The organism is Bacillus sp. AFS041924, assembly GCF_002577195.1.
GTDB lineage: Bacteria > Bacillota > Bacilli > Bacillales > Bacillaceae_G > Gottfriedia.
Genome location: NZ_NULG01000101.1, coordinates 1 through 16,624, shown reverse-complemented (window position 1 = coordinate 16,624; position 16,624 = coordinate 1). Strand labels below are relative to the sequence as shown.

Sequence of the window (16,624 nt, the reverse complement as noted above, 5' to 3'; positions counted from 1 at the left end):
AACGGCAATGGTAACGGCAACGGTAACGGTAACGGTAACGGCGATGGTAACGGCGATGGTACTGATAATGGTGATGGTACCGGTAACGGCGATGGTACTGGTAATGGCGACGGTACTGGTGACGGTGACGGCACTGGTGGTACTGGAGATGGTAATACGAATCCAACAACACCTCCTACTACACCGGATCCTAATAAACCAACTAGCACGAATCCAACTTCATATAACTCAGATTCGTACTCTAATAGTCGGTTTAATAGGTTAGAACGTAATATTATTGCATAAGAAAAACCTCCTCAAATGAGGAGGTTTTCTATGTATTCAAATTCTTAATCAGTTTAGAATGAAAAATCAGTCTTCGCTTTTAGGCGAAGTTATTTTTTGCTTATAATAAAGCTTTTCTAATTCTGAATATAAGCCAGAAAGTTGAATAAAAGAGTGATAGTGATCCGGTTGATTTAAAAGAAAGCTAATTCGTTCGTTTAGATTAATTGGTTTGACCTTTAATCCATCTAACTCATGTAAGATATTATTTAAATTAAGAAGCATTTTTCCGTTAATCCACGTTAGAATTGAAATAAAATTTGCTAATCCCCTAATCATCGGTTCATATGCTAGTTTTCGATTTCTTTGTTTAAAGTAGTTAGAAATGTAGTCTGATTCCTCTTTCCACTCTTTAATCATTTGTATCATTATTTCATCACTTTCATTTGGCATATCGGTACTATTATTCACTATAATCTGATAGCTTTCATAAAAAAATGGTTTATTTTTAATATTAATTTCATCATTAACAATTTGATCAACCGTCTTGTCTTTATAAAAAGGTTGAACGATAAAATCCTTATGAATATTATTTGTCATTTACTTTCTTCACTTTCATTCGTTTTTTTCCTTCTCTACACATATCAAGTAAAGGACATACCTCACAACTTGGTCTTTGAGCTTTACAGTGATATCTTCCAAAAAATATTAAACGATGATGAGTTACCCCCCAATCTTCCATTGGCACTTTCTTCATTAACGTCTCTTCAACTTCTAAGACAGAATCTTTCCAGCGACAAATTGCTAATCTCTTTGAAACCCTTTCTACATGCGTGTCTACAGCTATTGCTGGTATATTAAATGCAACTGACATGACTACATTTGCAGTCTTTCTGCCGACACCAGGCAATTTCACAAGCTCTTCTCTTGTGCGTGGGACTTCCCCATTAAATTCATTAATAATCATTTCACTTAATTTTTGAATATTTTTTGCTTTGTTTCTAAAAAGTCCTATTGAGCGAATATCATTTTGTAATTCTTCTAAAGATACGTTTAAATAATCAACGGGTTCTTTATATTTCTCAAAAAGATTTTTAGTAACTTTGTTTACTAACACGTCCGTACATTGTGCTGATAATGCAACCGCTACTACTAATTCAAAAGGATTTTTATGATTTAACTCACAATGTGCATCTGGGAACATATCGCCAATAATTTGTAGAGCTTCACTTATTTGTTTCTTGTTTAACATTTAAAACACTCCTTACTAAACAAAAGCGAGGAGAATCTCCTCGCTTTACTTTTCAAGCCAATTATAAAAAGGAATTGATCCTGTGTACTTTGTTTCGTTTTGTGGTTCTCTTGTTTCTTTTTTTCGAAAATGCTTACTATAATTTAATGCTTGTTCTACTTGCTTAATTCCATTTTTCTTCCACTCAAAAAGAATTCGATCTATATAACGAAAATTTAATTTCCCACTAATAACCGCTTCTTTTAGGGCAGTTTTTATTAGTTTTTCATTGTGATCATCTTGGTCCATCCACATTGTTAAAGTTTCAATCTCAAAAGGAGACAACAATCTACCAAATTCTTTTTCAAAAACTAAGTAAATTGATTCCTCTTCTTGTTCTATAATTGAAGGTATAGTATTAGGTTCAATAGCTTGCTGACCATTCTCAATATAATTAATTAACTTTAGCCATAACGGCGCAAGAGAATATGCCTCACAACGTAAATTGTGTTGATCAATTTCTTCCGTTATTTCTAATAGACCTTTTTTAAGAAGTTCTCGTATAACTTCCATACATCTTTGTTCTTTTATTGACATAATATTTGCTAATTGAGTAGGTGTTGGAAACGTGTGACCTTGTTGTTGAAAAGAGTAAAGCTGTAGAATCATGACTAGTTCTTCTTCATTTATGTTTAAAGAAGAATAATGACTGAGAAGTATATTTGGAATACTAATATTCCCAGATTGAATCCAGTTTAGAATGCTATTATTATTCACTTCGAACACCTCTAGCATAGTATAGCATGATTACATAAAATATACAGTAAAAGAAACTTACTAAATAAAATAAATAGAGGCATGCTAATCACACCTCTATTTTAGTATATCTAGTTGTTGTTTAAAAAACCAACTAATAAATTATTTAATGATGGATATTTAGCTACAGTATGTTCAAAGCTTAATCCATCACCTGAAACACTTTGTTAAAAGCTAAAAACGATTGACATGAACTAAGAAAAGCTAAGCATTTGCTTAGCTTCACTTTTTAGAATAATTAACTAAGTTTTGTTTCAATCAAATTGAAATTAGCTTAGTATATTTGCTTTCATAAATTGCTCAATACGATCTAATGCTTTATCTAACTGTTCTTGTGATGTTGCATATGATAGGCGGATATTTTCAGGTGAACCAAATCCTGACCCCGGAATTACCGCAACATTAGCTTTTTGAAGTAATTCAGTAGAGAATTCATCCACGTTCTGATAACCAGCCATTTTAGCAGCCTCAGTCACATTTGGGAATAAATAAAACGCACCGCTAGGTTTAACACAGCTAAATCCAGGTATTGAAACTAAACGTTCATATGTTTTATTTAAACGATCTTCAAACGCTACTCTCATTTCCTCAACTGGTCCATCACCTAATTCATATGCTTTAATCGTAGCGATTTGTGCCATTGTAGTAGGATTTGAAGTCGAGTGACTAGCTAGATTTGTCATTGCATCGATTATTTCTTTATTACCAACTGCATACCCAATTCTCCATCCTGTCATTGAATGAGATTTTGATACACCGTTAATGATAATCGTTTGATTTTTAAGTTCCGGGCTTAGTGAAGCAATTGAAATATGTTTTGCACCATCATATACTAACTTTTCATATATTTCATCGGAAACGATTAAAATATCATGTTTTAAACAAATATCTCCGATTGCTTTTAACTCTTGCTCAGAATAAATCATACCAGTTGGATTACTTGGTGAATTTATAATGATCGCTTTTGTATTTTCAGTAATTGCAGATTCGATTTGTTCAGGTGTTACTTTAAATTGCTGATGCTCGTATCCTTCAATAAATACTGGCACACCTTCTGCTAATATTACTTGTTCAGGATAACTAACCCAGTACGGAGTCGGAATAATTACTTCGTGACCTGGATCTAAAATCGCTTGGAAAAGTGTGTAAAGTGCGTGTTTTGCACCATTGGTAACTACTACATTTCCAGGTGAATAAGTTAATCCTTGATCATTCAATAATTTATCACAAATCGCTTTTCTTAAAGCCGGTAAGCCGTTTGAAGGAGTATATTTTGTTTGTCCCTTAAGCATTGCTGAATAAGCTTCTTCAATAATTTCAACTGGTGTATTAAAATCAGGTTCGCCTGCCCCTAATCCAATTACATCAATACCTTGGTCTTTCATTTCTTTTGCTTTTGCTGTAATAGCTAGTGTTGTAGATGGTGTTAGTGCACTTACTCTTTTTGCTAGTTTCATCTTCATACTTTCCCCCTAAATACTATAGCGTTTTAAAAGCTCTCCATTTTCGAAAGTAGCGTAATAAAAATTATATCGGCCGTTTTGGTCTATATATACTACTTCCCAAAGTGGTATTTTGTTCTCTATTCCTAACTTTACTTTATGTATTTTTCTTGGATTTCTCTCACTGACTACTTTGTCAACGATTTGTTTATGGGTCAATCCTTCACTTTTCTTACGTGTAATAACTACTCCATCCTGTACCCATGCGATCATTTCATTATTTGCATCATCTTTACCTCTTACTACAATCGCTTGTTCTTTTCCATGAAAATAATTAGATTGCTCGACAGTTTTTAAATATCCTTGATTTAAAACAAGCTTCTCGGCATTCTTTTTATCATCATTTAGCTTTGACATTGATGATTGATAAGTGGCGATTAAAAATAATGAAAGAAAAATGACGCATAATCCAAGGATGACTAACCATTTTTTCATATATACCTCATTTATGTTCGATAAATTGTAAATACCGCATATTCTTGATTTTCTTTATCAAGTGCAAGTCCAAACATTAAATCTTTTTCCTTTAATGTACGATTTAAATTATCAACAATTTTGTATAAATCTCTAGTATATTCAATTTTTGTTGTTGATAGTACTTCAATATTTGAATTCATGTTGCTCCTCCTAAAAATGTATTATAAATACATTACAATTTATGTCATTATACCATACGTCTAACCTTAAATCCCCTACTATTCTCATGCTAAATTTTGAAAAACCACTAAAAATCTTTTAATAATTCATCAATTGAATCAATTTTTATTTTATTTTTTGGTATTAACTTTAAAAATTCTGCTCCATAATTAGTATTTATTATTCGGTTATCTAAAACAAATAATGAACCTTGATCTTTTTCATTTCGAATTAGTCGACCATAACCTTGTCTAAACTTAAATACTGCTAATGGTAAAGCTAAACTTGTGAAAGAATTTTCCCCAGCTTTTTTTAATAAATTTGATTTAGCAATAAACATAGGCTTTTCAGGGTTTGTAAACGGTAATCGTACAATGATTAAACAATCTAATTCTTCATTAGGTAGGTCAATTCCTTCCCAAAAAGTATTTGTACCTAATAAAATTGTTTGTTTAGATTGTAAAAATTGTTTTATTAGCTTTTGTTTCCCTCCTGGAGAAAATCCTTGAGCTAATACAGATGAATTCAATGAGTCTAAATCTTGTAATAAATTATCATAAGTTTGTTTTAATAAATCAAAGGCAGTAAATAAAACTAATGTACGTCCTTTTACTTCGTTAACGATTTTTCGAATTGTATTGGACGTTTGTAATGCATACTCTTCTTGAGTAATCTCTTTTATACCCATTAAATCTGAAGGTATATAAACTTTCATTCCTTGTGCAAAATCACTCGGAACAGGATATATTTTTTCAATGACATTTTTATTTTCACTTATACCTAAAGATGATTTTAGAAATGAAAATGATGTATCAATCGACATAGTAGCAGATGTCAGAACAATAGAATTTCTTCCATTAATTAAATAATTTTGTACTAAATCAGCATTATCTACTTTCTCACAATAAAGCATCGTTGTATGAAATGATCCTTTTGCTTCAGTTTCCATCCAGCAAATATAATGATCATTACGATCGAAAACTATTTCATATAAACCATTTTTCATACTAATTAATTGGTCAATAATCATTTTGAATTCTGTGATCATTGAACGGTGAGAAGCTGAAATTTTATTCTCATCAATTAAGCTTAAATATTGCTCACATCCTGTAAACAAATTATTATTTACATGAATTAATCGATTTGCACTTTCTTGAATCACTTTCCAATTTTGGGTTGAAGTATTTTTTTTACTTAGTGTTATTGATTGTCGTATGTTTTCTTTATCTAATTCATTTTGTTTACTTAAAATAAAACCACGTAATAATCTAAATAACTCGTCTGATTCATACTTAATTTCTTTTACTAAATGGTCAACTTTTTTCCACCATTTTTCACGATTCGGTATCCCCTCATCTATTTTAAATAACCGATGTACAATCTCATTGCTATCTGTCGTACTTAATCTACTTAAATACTGGTAATATTTTAGGCACGAAAAACTGGTCCCAAAAGTTTTTGATGCAGTCTCTTCAAGAGCATGTGCTTCGTCAATTACAATATTTTTAACAGTATTGATTAAGTGATCTTTATTTTTTAAAGTCGATAATAAGTAAGCATGGTTTGTAATAATTAAATCTGCTAACATTAACTGATTTTTAGCTCTTTGATAAAAACATTTATGAAACCATGGATTTGCTCTTTTATTTTCACTCTCTTCATTACAGCAAACTCGATCCCATAAATGTACTCCTCCAGAAGGAAGTGATAATTCATCTAATTCACCATTTTCAGTTTCAGTTAACCAAACTGTGATCATTGCCTTAGACAAAATACTATCATAATTATCATCGAATTGTTCGCCAACAACATATTCAAATTTTTGGAGACATAAATAATTTCTTTTACTCTGTATTGATGCAACTTTTAACTGAAATGGAACTATTTTTTCAATTGTTGTTAAATGTTTTTTAAGCAGTTGTTTTTGTAATGAGATTGTACTTGTACTAATTACTACTTGTTTACCGAATTGTTTAGAGTAAAATGCTGATGGAATTAAATAACCAAATGTCTTTCCAACTCCTGTTCCAGCCTCAGCTAACAGGATATTATTGTGCAAAAATGCATCGAACACATCATGCATATAGGCAAACTGTTCATTCCTTTTTATAAAGTTTGGAATTTCCACAGCCATTTGAGCCACAAGATCACGTTTAAGATGCTCGTCGAATTCCACAAAATCTTCCTCTTCTTGTGGTAAACTAAAACTTCTTTTTTTAAGGGCGATTCGTCTAAATTCTTCAAAATCAACAGTTTCATTAGTAAACGATTGAGATTGTTTTTGAAGTAAATCTGAAATATAGTATGTAATGTCGCTTTTAAAACTAGTGCTAAGCTTTTCCAAAATTTTTAATGAAGCGTAAGGTAAACTTTCAAGTTTTTTTAATAAAATTGTTAACAATTCAGCCGTTACTTCCGCATCGCTATCAGCTTGATGAGGGTTTTCATGCTGAATATTGAATATTTTTGCTAGGTCAGATAATTTATAACTAGTTAAAGTTGGATATAAAATTCTAGTTAGCTCTACTGTATCAATAGCTAACGGTGAAATTTTTGGTAAACCAATCCGCTCAAACTCTTTTTGTAAAAACGTTAAATCAAAATGAACATTATGTGCAACGAAATATGCATCGTTAAACATAGGGTATAATTCATCAGCAATTTGTTCAAATTGAGGTGCATATTGCACCATTTCATCTGAAATTCCTGTTAGTTCAGAAATAAATGCCGGGATATTCATGTTTGGATTAATAAAACTTGAAAACTGTTCTATTACTTCTCCACTTTCTAATAAAAAGGCTGCAATTTGAATAATTCGATCTTGACCTCTATTATTATTACCTGTTGTTTCTAGGTCAACTACCACAAACTTATTCATTCTTTGCCACCTCCAAATTCTCTATATAGTTATTATTTTGTATAAAACATATTAAACAATACAACCAATAAAAAAATCCCCTAAGAAGGGGATTTCAGACTAACCCGCATATGCTAGTATTCATAGTTACTGCACCTTCTTATGAAGCATGTTACTTTTTCCTAATAGAGTTGCATTTTTAGTCAGTCAAAAAAAATCACTTTTTGATTACTTAATTGTACCTGCAATTTCTTTGCCTATCATTTCGACAATTTCATTCGCATCATTTAAGATAGCAACCTTTGGTTCATGTTGATCAAGCTTCTCTTCTTCAACTTGACCATAGGCAATAATAATAACTTTGTCGCCTTCTTGAACTAATCTAGCTGCCGCTCCGTTTAGACAAATTACACCACTTCCACGTTTTCCTGGAATTACGTAAGTCTCAAGACGTGCACCATTGTTATTATTTACGATTTGAACTTTTTCGTTCTCTAATATATCAACAGCATCCATTAAATCTTCGTCAATCGTAATACTTCCTACATAATTTAAGTTAGCTTCTGTAACTGTTGCTCTATGAAGTTTTGCTCTCATCATTGTGCGTATCATGTTATTTCCCCCTAGTTGTTCAATTCTTAAATAGAAATAATAATATTATCAATTAGGCGAGCATTTGAAAATTTTACTGCTAATGCAATTATTACTTTTCCATTTATTTTATTTATAGGTTCTAAATCTGGATAAGAGTATATACTTACGTAATCTACAGTTCCAGATGTTTTGTTTTCTATTGCAGAAGTAATACCCTGTTTTAGTTGCTCTGGATTTAGATTCCCATTATTTATATCTTCAACTGCTTGTTGTAAGCTTTTATAAAGAACTGGTGCCTCTTGTCTTTCTATCTCTGACAAATAGACATTTCTAGAACTTTTAGCTAATCCGTCTTCTTCTCTAATGGTTGCAACCGGATTTATTTTAACTGGAATATTATAATCTTCAACTAATCCTTCAATAACCGCAACTTGTTGAGCATCTTTTAATCCAAAGTAAGCCTGATCTGGTTGAACAATATTAAATAATTTTGTTACTACTAATGCAACACCATCAAAATGACCTGGTCTTTTTTCTCCACAAAGGACATCAACACGTTTTGTAACTTTCATTGTTGATTTTAATTCATTTGGATACATTTCTTCAACTGTTGGATAAAAGAGGTAATCTACACCAGCATTTAAAGCAATTTTTTCATCTCTCTCAAAATCTCTAGGATATCGATCAAAATCTTCATTTGGGCCAAATTGAGTAGGATTAACAAAAATACTCAAAACAACGATATCATTATTTTTTCTAGCTGCATCTAATAATGAAACATGACCTTCATGTAAAAATCCCATCGTAGGAACAAATCCAATTGATTTACCATTTTTTCGTTGGATCTTTAAATCATTTCTTAAATCATTGATTTTGTGAAACACTTTCATTGCGAACTTCCCCCGTATAACGCCTTTAACTGTTCTTCCTTCATCGTAAACGAATGTTTAGTATCTGGAAATTGTCTAGCTTTAACTTCTTGAACATATGAAGCAATTGCATGTTCAATTGTTGTAGATACATTTGCATACTGTTTAACAAACTTAGCTACTCGACCAACACCATATGTTATTAAATCATGATAAACAAGTACTTGACCATCAGTATCTACACCTGCTCCAATACCTATTGTTGGGATTGAAAGGTCTTTTGAAATATCCTTTGCAATTTGCTTTGGTATACATTCAAGTACGATTGCAAATGCTCCTGCTTCTTCACATTTTTTTGCATCATTAAACAATTTCATCGCACTTTCTGAGTCTCGCGCTTGCACTTTGTACCCACCAAGTACACCTACTGATTGAGGAGTTAATCCTAAATGAGCAACAACAGGTACTCCTGCAATTGTTAATGCTTTAATTATTTCTAAAACATTTTCATCTGCGCCTTCAAGCTTAACAGCGTGCGCATCTCCTTCTTGCATAATTCGACAAGCGCTTCGCATAGCTTCTTCCTTTGAAAAATGGTAAGACATGAATGGCATATCAGTAACAATAAACGTATTTTTCGCACCTCTTTTAACAGCTTTAGAATGATGAACCATGTCATCTACAGTAACTTTAATTGTAGAATCATATCCAAGGACAACATTCCCAAGTGAGTCCCCGACTAAGATCATATCCACTTCACTTGCTTCAGCTAATAGAGCTGAAGGATAATCGTAAGCAGTGATCATTACGATTGGTTCATTATTTTGTTTCATGTTTAAAAAATCTTTAGTTGTTTTCATTTTTTTCCTCCTTTTAAATGAAGAGGAAATGGGGGCTACAAATAAAAAACCTTTGCTCAAAAAAAGAACAAAGGAAAATTGTAAACCGTCTCATTCCTCTGTCCCAGTCCTTATAGGATCAAGGCAGAACACATTTTTTAAAATGATTTTTTAAAACTTGGTGTAGTTCTTCTTAGGATACTAAAGTTTAATTGACCCTATTCAGATACCACCCTTGAAGCATCATCCTTAAGGTGACCCTCCCAATACAGTTTATAGTATGAACACCAATTAAGTAAAGAAAAAACTTGGTATTATTTACAAATATAAGTGACATTTTGTCGCAAAAAAATAACTCTCTTTCCAGTATTGAAAAGAGAGTTATTTTTAAAGGTACTACATTATTTATTAATTGTTATATCTGCGGAATAGATAGTATGCACTTGTCCTAAATGATCTTCAATTAATAACTGCCCTTCATCGGTAATGCCAATTGCATTACCAACAATTTCCTCAGTTAATGTAGTCGCTTTTATTCGTTTACCTAAGGAAATCGCATAACTCTCCCATAGGATTTTTATCGGTTTAAATCCTTTTTCTAAAAATATATCGTAAAACTTCTCAAATTCAGCTAAAATAACTTGAATTAAATTTGCACGCATAAAGGATTGTCCTTTTTCAATACGTAAAGATGTAGCAATATCTGATAGTTCTAATGGATAATCTTCTTCAACTTGATTTACATTTATACCGATTCCAATGACTACACTTTTAATGCAATCCGCATCCCCTTGCATCTCAGTTAAGATTCCACAAACTTTTTTATTATTAATTAAAATATCATTGGGCCACTTAATACTAGGTTGTAATCCAGTTACTTTTTCTATAGCTGATGCAATGACAACAGCTGTTAACAATGTTAATTGTGGTGCTACTCTTGGTGAAATAGCAGGTCTAAGTATTACACTCATTGCGATTGCTTTTCCATCTGAAGTTAACCAATTTCGTTGTAATCTCCCACGACCTAACAATTGTCGCTCAGCTAAGACGATTGTACCTTCTGGTGCATCATTTAGTACTAATTCATTTGCAATTGTTTGAGTTGAATTTGTTTCTTCTTGGTAAATGACATTTCTGCCAAATTTTTTTGTTTCTAAACCTAGTTGAATATCAGTTGGCGTCAATCGATCTGATTTACCTGTTATTTTATAACCAACCTTCCTAACTGCTTCAACTTCAATTCCTTCCTCTTGCAATTCTTTCATATATTTCCAAATTGCAGTACGTGAAATTCCTAATTCATCACTCAAAAATTGTCCTGATAAATATTCATTACTATTTTCTGTAAATAATTGTAAAATTCGTTCTTTTACTTTCGAAGCCAATTTATGAACCACTCCTTAACAGCAAGTTGGTTATTCTCAAGTTGATTCTCAACAATATGAAATTCAATTTCACTTAATACTTCTTTTAACCATGGTCCACCTTTTAATTGCGACCATTCTAATAAATTATTACCAGAAATGCACAAATCTGATTTAGAATAAATCGGTAATTTATTATATAGATCCTTTAGTAAATCCATATTAAATTCATTTGCATCAATATGACCATTTACACACTGTAAGCGTTCATATTTTATGGCATCCGCTAATCCAACTTGGTATAACTTACTATTGCTCCATTTAATTTTAGATTCGTTTAACAAATTATAAATTTTTATAATTTGTTTTATACGACTATTCGACATTTTCCAATCCCTTAGAAATTGTTCCGGATTGTCAAATTTGCATTTAAATAATATTAGTGCCCATATTTCTTCGATTGTTTTTAAAGATTGAATTGGAAGCCCTAATAGAGTTACAAATTGATCTGTACAATTTTCTAAACTTGGAAGATGATTTATTAACCCTGTTTGGATTAATAGCTCAATCCCTTTTTTAGGAGATTTACCCATCAACAATTTTTCGATTTCAATTGAAATTCGTTCAATTGCAATCTTTTCTATTAAATTTTTATTGGATTTAATCGCTTGAAAAGTCTCTTCATGTAAACGAAAATCTAATTGACTTACAAAGCGTACACCTCTTAACATTCTTAGAGCATCTTCGTGAAATCTTTCCTCTGCTTCCCCAACGCTTCTAATTAATCCATCTTTAATATCAATTGCACCATTATAAGGATCAATTATTTCATTTCTTGTTGTTAAAGCGATGGCATTCATTGTAAAATCTCTTCTTTTTAAATCTTCTTCGATTGATTTAACAAAAGTTACCTCTGATGGCCGACGATAATCATGATATGTAGACTCTGTTCGGAATGTAGTAATTTCATAAGGTTCACCATTTTGAATCACTAAAACAGTACCATGCTGTAACCCTGTAGGAACAGTTTTTGGAAATATTGACATAACTTCTTCTGGCAATGCTGAAGTTGCTATATCAATATCTCCAATTTTTCGATCTAATAATTTATCTCTTACACAACCACCGACAAAATAAGCCTCATAGCCATTTTTTGTTAATTCACCTAATATCGGTCTAGCCTTCTCGAATATTTCCATATTACTTCATTCCTATTAATTCTTTATAAATGGATAAATATTGTGCAACGATTTTATTTGAATGGAATCTTTCTTTCACAATTTCAATCGCACGACTTGAGATCCTACTATATAGTTCTTCATCTTGTAATAAATCGAGCGTATAATAAGCGATTTGATCAATATCACCAAGTTCGCAAATATACCCGTTCTCACCATGTTCGATTACTTCAGGTATCCCACCAACTCTTGTACCGATACATGGAACTCCACAAGCCATTGCCTCTAGTAATACTAGACCAAAGCTTTCTTTTGATGAAAGTAGTAATTTGATATCACTCATTGCAAGTAATTCTTCAACATTCTCTTGTTTTCCTAAAAATAAAACATCCTTTTCAATGCCAAGTTCTCGTACTAATTTGCATAAACTTGATATTTCAGGACCATCGCCTACTAATAGTAACTTCGACGGGATTTCTTTTCTTACTAAGTTAAATACATCCACAACATCTTTTGTACGTTTAACTTGTCGGAAATTGGAAATGTGAATGATGACTTTTTCATGCTCTTTAATACCGTACTCTGCTTTCAATGCTCGACAATTTCTTTTATAATACACTCTCTCGTCAATAAAATTATACACAGTTTGTATTTCTTTATCAGGGTTCAATAATTCATTTGTTTGGCGTATCAAATCATTCGAAACTGCGGTTACAGCATCTGATTTTTCAATACCAAATTTAATTAGCTCTGTTAAAGAGGAGTCGTAACCTAGAACAGTTATATCAGTACCATGTAATGTTGTTACAATTTTAATATCATGATGAATCATTTGTTTAGCTAGAACAGCACAAATTGCATGCGGAATCGCATAATGTACATGTAAAATATCTAATTTTTCACGATTTGCAACTTCAGCCATTTTACTCGCCAATGCTAAATCATATGGTGGGTATTGAAAAACTGAATATTGATTTACTTCAACTGCATGATAATAAATATTAGGATATACTTTATTTAAACGAAACGGCATACTTGATGAAATAAAATGAATTTCATGTCCTAGTTCTGCTAATAACTTACCTAGCTCAGTCGCGATTACACCTGAACCGCCTACTGTAGGATAACATGTGATTCCAATTTTTAATTTCATTTTATCTCTCCTAAACATTCTTCATTTCTTCTTATAAAAGCCAATCTGCATTTAATAGAAGTGGTTTCTTTGTCATAAACCCTTCTCCAAATGGTACTCCAACTTCTTTACCGAAAATCTTTTCTCTTGCGATTACACTATTTACATAGTCATTTGTTAAAGGAGTTATCACCCCATCTGGACCAGGAGTAAATTGACTTTCATACGCTTCTAATGCTGCTCTTTTGACTTCAATTGTTTCTGAAACATCAACAATAAAATTCGGTCGATGAAATCCGTTAATCATATATTGGAAAACATGATTAACCTTGTGAGCATCATGATTTGTATTTACATTAAATCTACTAATACCTGATGAAAATACAGCTTCTTCTACAATTTTTGTACAATTTCCATGATCTGGATGACGATCTATTTCATATGGTGAAAATACGATACTTGGTTTTGTCATTCGAATTAAAGCAACTACTTGTTTAATTGCCTCCTCAGATAAGTATAGCCCCCTATCTGGTAATGATAAATTAAAACGTTTTGAAACACTTAATATTTTATCAGCCGCTTCAGCTTCTTTTCGTCTAATAAACGTATCACCATTTGATGAGAGTTCCGCTTCTGTTAAGTCACAAATAGCTACCTTGTACCCTAATTTTGTAAATTTAGCAATCGTGCCTGCCATACCGATTTCAACATCGTCTGGATGGGCTCCAAATGCTAGTACATCAAAATATTCCATCTATCTCACTCTCTTTCAAACTAACTAAATAATTTCACGACTGCCTTAGCAGTTTGAATATTTGTTGCAACTTAAGGACATGAAAAACATCGCATAATCTTAATAAGGCATTTACATCTGGTTCATACGGTTGTTAATGGATCTCTAAAAAAGAATATGGCAGCCATTTTATCTTTGGCAATTAATGCACCATTTCTTGATCACCTCCGAGTGGACCAGATTGAAAACGATGAACTTTTAAAGATGTATGTTCCATTACATGGAGTCCGAAAAAGTTTTCTGTTGCTGAAAAAAAGATTCATTTTCTTACACAAAGCTAATTAATGCATCTTTTCTATTATCGTGAGCAATTAGAGCTATTTTCAATTAGAAACCACGTCAGTCCATTATATTTTCTAAACCATATACTAGCTCTGAAAGTTTCATTACTTCCTCAACTGCTACTTTAACGCCAGACATAAAAGATGCTCTATTCATTGAATCATGACGGATTGTTAAGAGTTGACCATCGCCACCGAATAAAACTTGTTGATGCGCAACAAGACCAGGCAATCTCACACTATGTACTCTCATTCCATTCATGTCTGCCCCTCTTGCACCGGCTTCAGTTTCAACTTCATTTGGATGCCCTTGTGCTTTTAATTCACGAACTTCCTCAATCATTTGAACTGTTTTAAGAGCTGTACCAGAAGGCGCATCTAATTTTTGATCATGATGAAGCTCAATGATTTCAATATCTTTAAAATATTTCGCTGCCATCGCAGAAAACTTCATCATTAATATAGCACCAATTGCAAAATTAGGCGCAATAATACAACCTAGTTCACTATTTGAAGCTAATTCCTTCAAATCTTCAAGCTCTTCTTTTGAAAAACCTGTTGTACCGATTACAGGACGAATACCATTTCTTAAAGCTAAAAATGCATGTTTTTTGCCAATTTCAGGTGTTGTTAAATCAACAAGTACATCAAAGCTTTCATTTTCAATACATTCTTCTAATGTTTCATATATATTTGCTTCACCATTAAACTCTGGGTTAATCTTTTGAATTTGTTCTCCACCTAATTTATAATCTACTGCAGCTACTAGGTGAAAATGTTCAGTTCGATTAATTAATTGTAAAGCTTCAGTTCCCATTTTTCCTCTTGGTCCTGCTAATACTACTCTAATTACTTTTTCCATTATTATACTTCCTTCCTCGTCCAACGATCTTTATCTCTAGTATTAAACTTGTTCATAACCATATCATGTGCTTGCGCTAAATCAATATTTAAACTGTTTGCTAAACAAATCATAACAAATAATACATCACCTAGCTCTTCTTCAATTAGCTTTTCTTTTTCAGTATCTTTCTTTGGTTTTTCACCATACGTATGATTGATTTCTCTAGCCAGTTCACCCATTTCTTCTGTTAACCTAGCCATCATTGCTAAAGGACTAAAATAACCTTCTTTAAATTGTCCTATATATGTATCTACTTCTTTTTGCATTTCTTTCATCGTTTTTTCGTGCATACTATTTTCAACTCCTCAATTAAATCTTATCTAAATGACCACTTTTTGACAAATTATATATTATTTTACTTGAAAAAAATACAAGATAAGATAAAAATAAGAGTTTAGGGTAATTTTATCAGTATGGAGGAAGTATATGATTTTTAAATTAAAGTTACGCAATATCTTATTTATTATTTTAGGTTCAGCCATTTTTTCATTCGGAATTATGAATATTAATATTCCAAACAATCTAGCTGAAGGTGGATTTACAGGTATTAACTTAATTCTTTTAGCAGAATTAAATATTCCAGTTTGGATCTCAAACTTAGCCTTAAATATCCCTTTATTTTTTATAGGTTGGAGATTACTTGGTACAGTTACAATGCTTTATACGATCATTGGGACAATCGCAGTATCATTTTTCTTGAAGCTATTTGAGAAATTTCCTTTCAATATAGATGTTCATGGCGATTTAATGTTAGCTTCATTATTTGCAGGTGTATTTATCGGTGTAGGTTTAGGAATTATATTTAGATTCGGTGGGACAACTGGTGGCGTCGATATCATCGCTCGTTTAGCATATAAGTACAAAGGTATGAATATGGGTAAAACAATGTTTATTTTTGACTTTGTAGTTATTACACTTTCACTTTTAACTTATTTAAAAGCTTATGAAGCAATGTATACATTAGTAGCAGTTTTTGTTGGTGCAAGAATTATTGATTTTATGCAAGAAGGTGCATACGCTGCCCGTGGAGCAAATATTATTTCTGAGAAAAATGATTTAATTGCAGCCCGAATTATGAAGGAAATGGAACGTGGAGCAACTTATTTGAAAGCAACAGGTACATTTACTGGTAAAAGTAAAGACGTATTATTTTGTGTAGTACCAAAAAATGAATTAGTTCATTTAAAAAACATCATTCAGGATATAGATCCTCATGCTTTTGTAGCTGTTACAGAAGTGCACGACGTACTTGGTGAAGGCTTTACATTAGATGAAAATAAAGTTCCACTTCATCCATAATTTTTAGTAAAATAATAACATTAAAAAAGAGGTTCATGGCATTAATTGAATTGTTCCCTATAAAG

The 16,624-nt window shown here is 31.9% G+C and carries 18 protein-coding genes and 1 pseudogene; 2 read left to right on the top strand and 17 right to left on the bottom strand.

Going from position 1 to position 16,624, the window contains the following annotated elements; translation table 11 throughout:
- A partial coding sequence (locus tag COC46_RS22335; protein WP_176545208.1) for a hypothetical protein occupies positions 1-285 on the top strand: 285 nt, incomplete at its 5' end.
- 66 nt (positions 286-351) lie between these two features.
- On the opposite strand, the gene COC46_RS17710 is transcribed toward COC46_RS22335, so the two are convergent.
- The 17 genes and pseudogenes from COC46_RS17710 to COC46_RS17635 all read right to left on the bottom strand — a co-directional run bounded on the left by COC46_RS17710 (position 352) and on the right by COC46_RS17635 (position 15,550).
- A complete protein-coding gene (locus tag COC46_RS17710; protein WP_098811246.1) occupies positions 352-864 on the bottom strand; it encodes a YpoC family protein in 513 nt (170 codons plus the stop codon).
- Entirely contained in the window at positions 854-1,516 is a 663-nt protein-coding gene (nth, locus tag COC46_RS17705; RefSeq protein WP_098811245.1) for an endonuclease III, read from the bottom strand. The genes COC46_RS17710 and nth overlap by 11 nt, the downstream gene beginning before the upstream one ends.
- 45 nt (positions 1,517-1,561) lie before the next feature.
- Positions 1,562-2,290: a DnaD domain-containing protein gene (locus COC46_RS17700; protein ID WP_098811244.1), complete on the bottom strand. Its 729-nt coding sequence runs from the start codon at positions 2,288-2,290 to the stop codon at positions 1,562-1,564.
- 290 nt (positions 2,291-2,580) lie between these two features.
- The gene (locus COC46_RS17695) at positions 2,581-3,768 is read right to left on the bottom strand and encodes a pyridoxal phosphate-dependent aminotransferase (RefSeq protein WP_098811247.1); all 1,188 of its coding nucleotides are present in this window, start codon (positions 3,766-3,768) and stop codon (positions 2,581-2,583) included.
- Positions 3,769-3,783: 15 nt separating this feature from the next.
- Positions 3,784-4,248, bottom strand: coding sequence for a cell wall elongation regulator TseB-like domain-containing protein (locus COC46_RS17690; RefSeq protein ID WP_098811243.1), 465 nt, complete (start codon positions 4,246-4,248; stop codon positions 3,784-3,786).
- Positions 4,249-4,259: 11 nt separating this feature from the next.
- Positions 4,260-4,430 carry a YpmA family protein gene (locus COC46_RS17685; protein WP_098811242.1) on the bottom strand — a complete coding sequence of 57 codons (171 nt, stop codon included), beginning with the start codon at positions 4,428-4,430 and terminating at the stop codon, positions 4,260-4,262.
- Positions 4,431-4,537: 107 nt separating this feature from the next.
- Entirely contained in the window at positions 4,538-7,327 is a 2,790-nt protein-coding gene (gene dinG / locus COC46_RS17680; RefSeq protein WP_098811241.1) for an ATP-dependent DNA helicase DinG, read from the bottom strand.
- A 207-nt stretch (positions 7,328-7,534) separates the two neighbouring features.
- On the bottom strand, positions 7,535-7,918 hold the full coding sequence (gene panD, locus COC46_RS17675; RefSeq protein ID WP_098811240.1) for an aspartate 1-decarboxylase: 384 nt from the start codon (positions 7,916-7,918) through the stop codon (positions 7,535-7,537).
- A 26-nt stretch (positions 7,919-7,944) separates the two neighbouring features.
- Positions 7,945-8,790, bottom strand: coding sequence for a pantoate--beta-alanine ligase (gene panC, locus COC46_RS17670; RefSeq protein ID WP_098811239.1), 846 nt, complete (start codon positions 8,788-8,790; stop codon positions 7,945-7,947).
- Positions 8,787-9,629 (bottom strand): 3-methyl-2-oxobutanoate hydroxymethyltransferase, encoded by an 843-nt coding sequence (panB, locus tag COC46_RS17665; RefSeq protein WP_098811238.1) that lies wholly within the window; start codon positions 9,627-9,629, stop codon positions 8,787-8,789. Before panB ends, panC begins: the two co-directional genes overlap by 4 nt.
- A 380-nt stretch (positions 9,630-10,009) precedes the next feature.
- Positions 10,010-10,993, bottom strand: coding sequence for a biotin--[acetyl-CoA-carboxylase] ligase (locus COC46_RS17660; RefSeq protein ID WP_098811237.1), 984 nt, complete (start codon positions 10,991-10,993; stop codon positions 10,010-10,012).
- Positions 10,978-12,171, bottom strand: coding sequence for a CCA tRNA nucleotidyltransferase (locus COC46_RS17655; protein ID WP_098811236.1), 1,194 nt, complete (start codon positions 12,169-12,171; stop codon positions 10,978-10,980). The genes COC46_RS17660 and COC46_RS17655 overlap by 16 nt, the downstream gene beginning before the upstream one ends.
- A gap of 1 nt (position 12,172) precedes the next feature.
- Complete coding sequence (gene bshA, locus COC46_RS17650; RefSeq protein WP_098811235.1) at positions 12,173-13,303, bottom strand: N-acetyl-alpha-D-glucosaminyl L-malate synthase BshA; 1,131 nt, start codon at positions 13,301-13,303, stop codon at positions 12,173-12,175.
- Positions 13,304-13,334: 31 nt separating this feature from the next.
- Positions 13,335-14,036: a bacillithiol biosynthesis deacetylase BshB1 gene (gene bshB1 / locus COC46_RS17645; protein WP_098811234.1), complete on the bottom strand. Its 702-nt coding sequence runs from the start codon at positions 14,034-14,036 to the stop codon at positions 13,335-13,337.
- 20 nt (positions 14,037-14,056) lie between these two features.
- A pseudogene (locus COC46_RS22840) lies at positions 14,057-14,402 on the bottom strand (methylglyoxal synthase).
- A gap of 12 nt (positions 14,403-14,414) precedes the next feature.
- Positions 14,415-15,218 (bottom strand): 4-hydroxy-tetrahydrodipicolinate reductase, encoded by an 804-nt coding sequence (gene dapB, locus COC46_RS17640; RefSeq protein WP_098811233.1) that lies wholly within the window; start codon positions 15,216-15,218, stop codon positions 14,415-14,417.
- Between the two features lie 2 nt (positions 15,219-15,220).
- Positions 15,221-15,550 carry a nucleotide pyrophosphohydrolase gene (locus COC46_RS17635; RefSeq protein ID WP_098811232.1) on the bottom strand — a complete coding sequence of 110 codons (330 nt, stop codon included), beginning with the start codon at positions 15,548-15,550 and terminating at the stop codon, positions 15,221-15,223.
- A gap of 136 nt (positions 15,551-15,686) precedes the next feature.
- On the opposite strand from COC46_RS17635, the gene COC46_RS17630 reads away from it, so the two are divergent.
- A complete protein-coding gene (locus COC46_RS17630) occupies positions 15,687-16,559 on the top strand; it encodes a YitT family protein (protein WP_098811231.1) in 873 nt (290 codons plus the stop codon).
- Positions 16,560-16,624 lie beyond the last annotated feature (65 nt).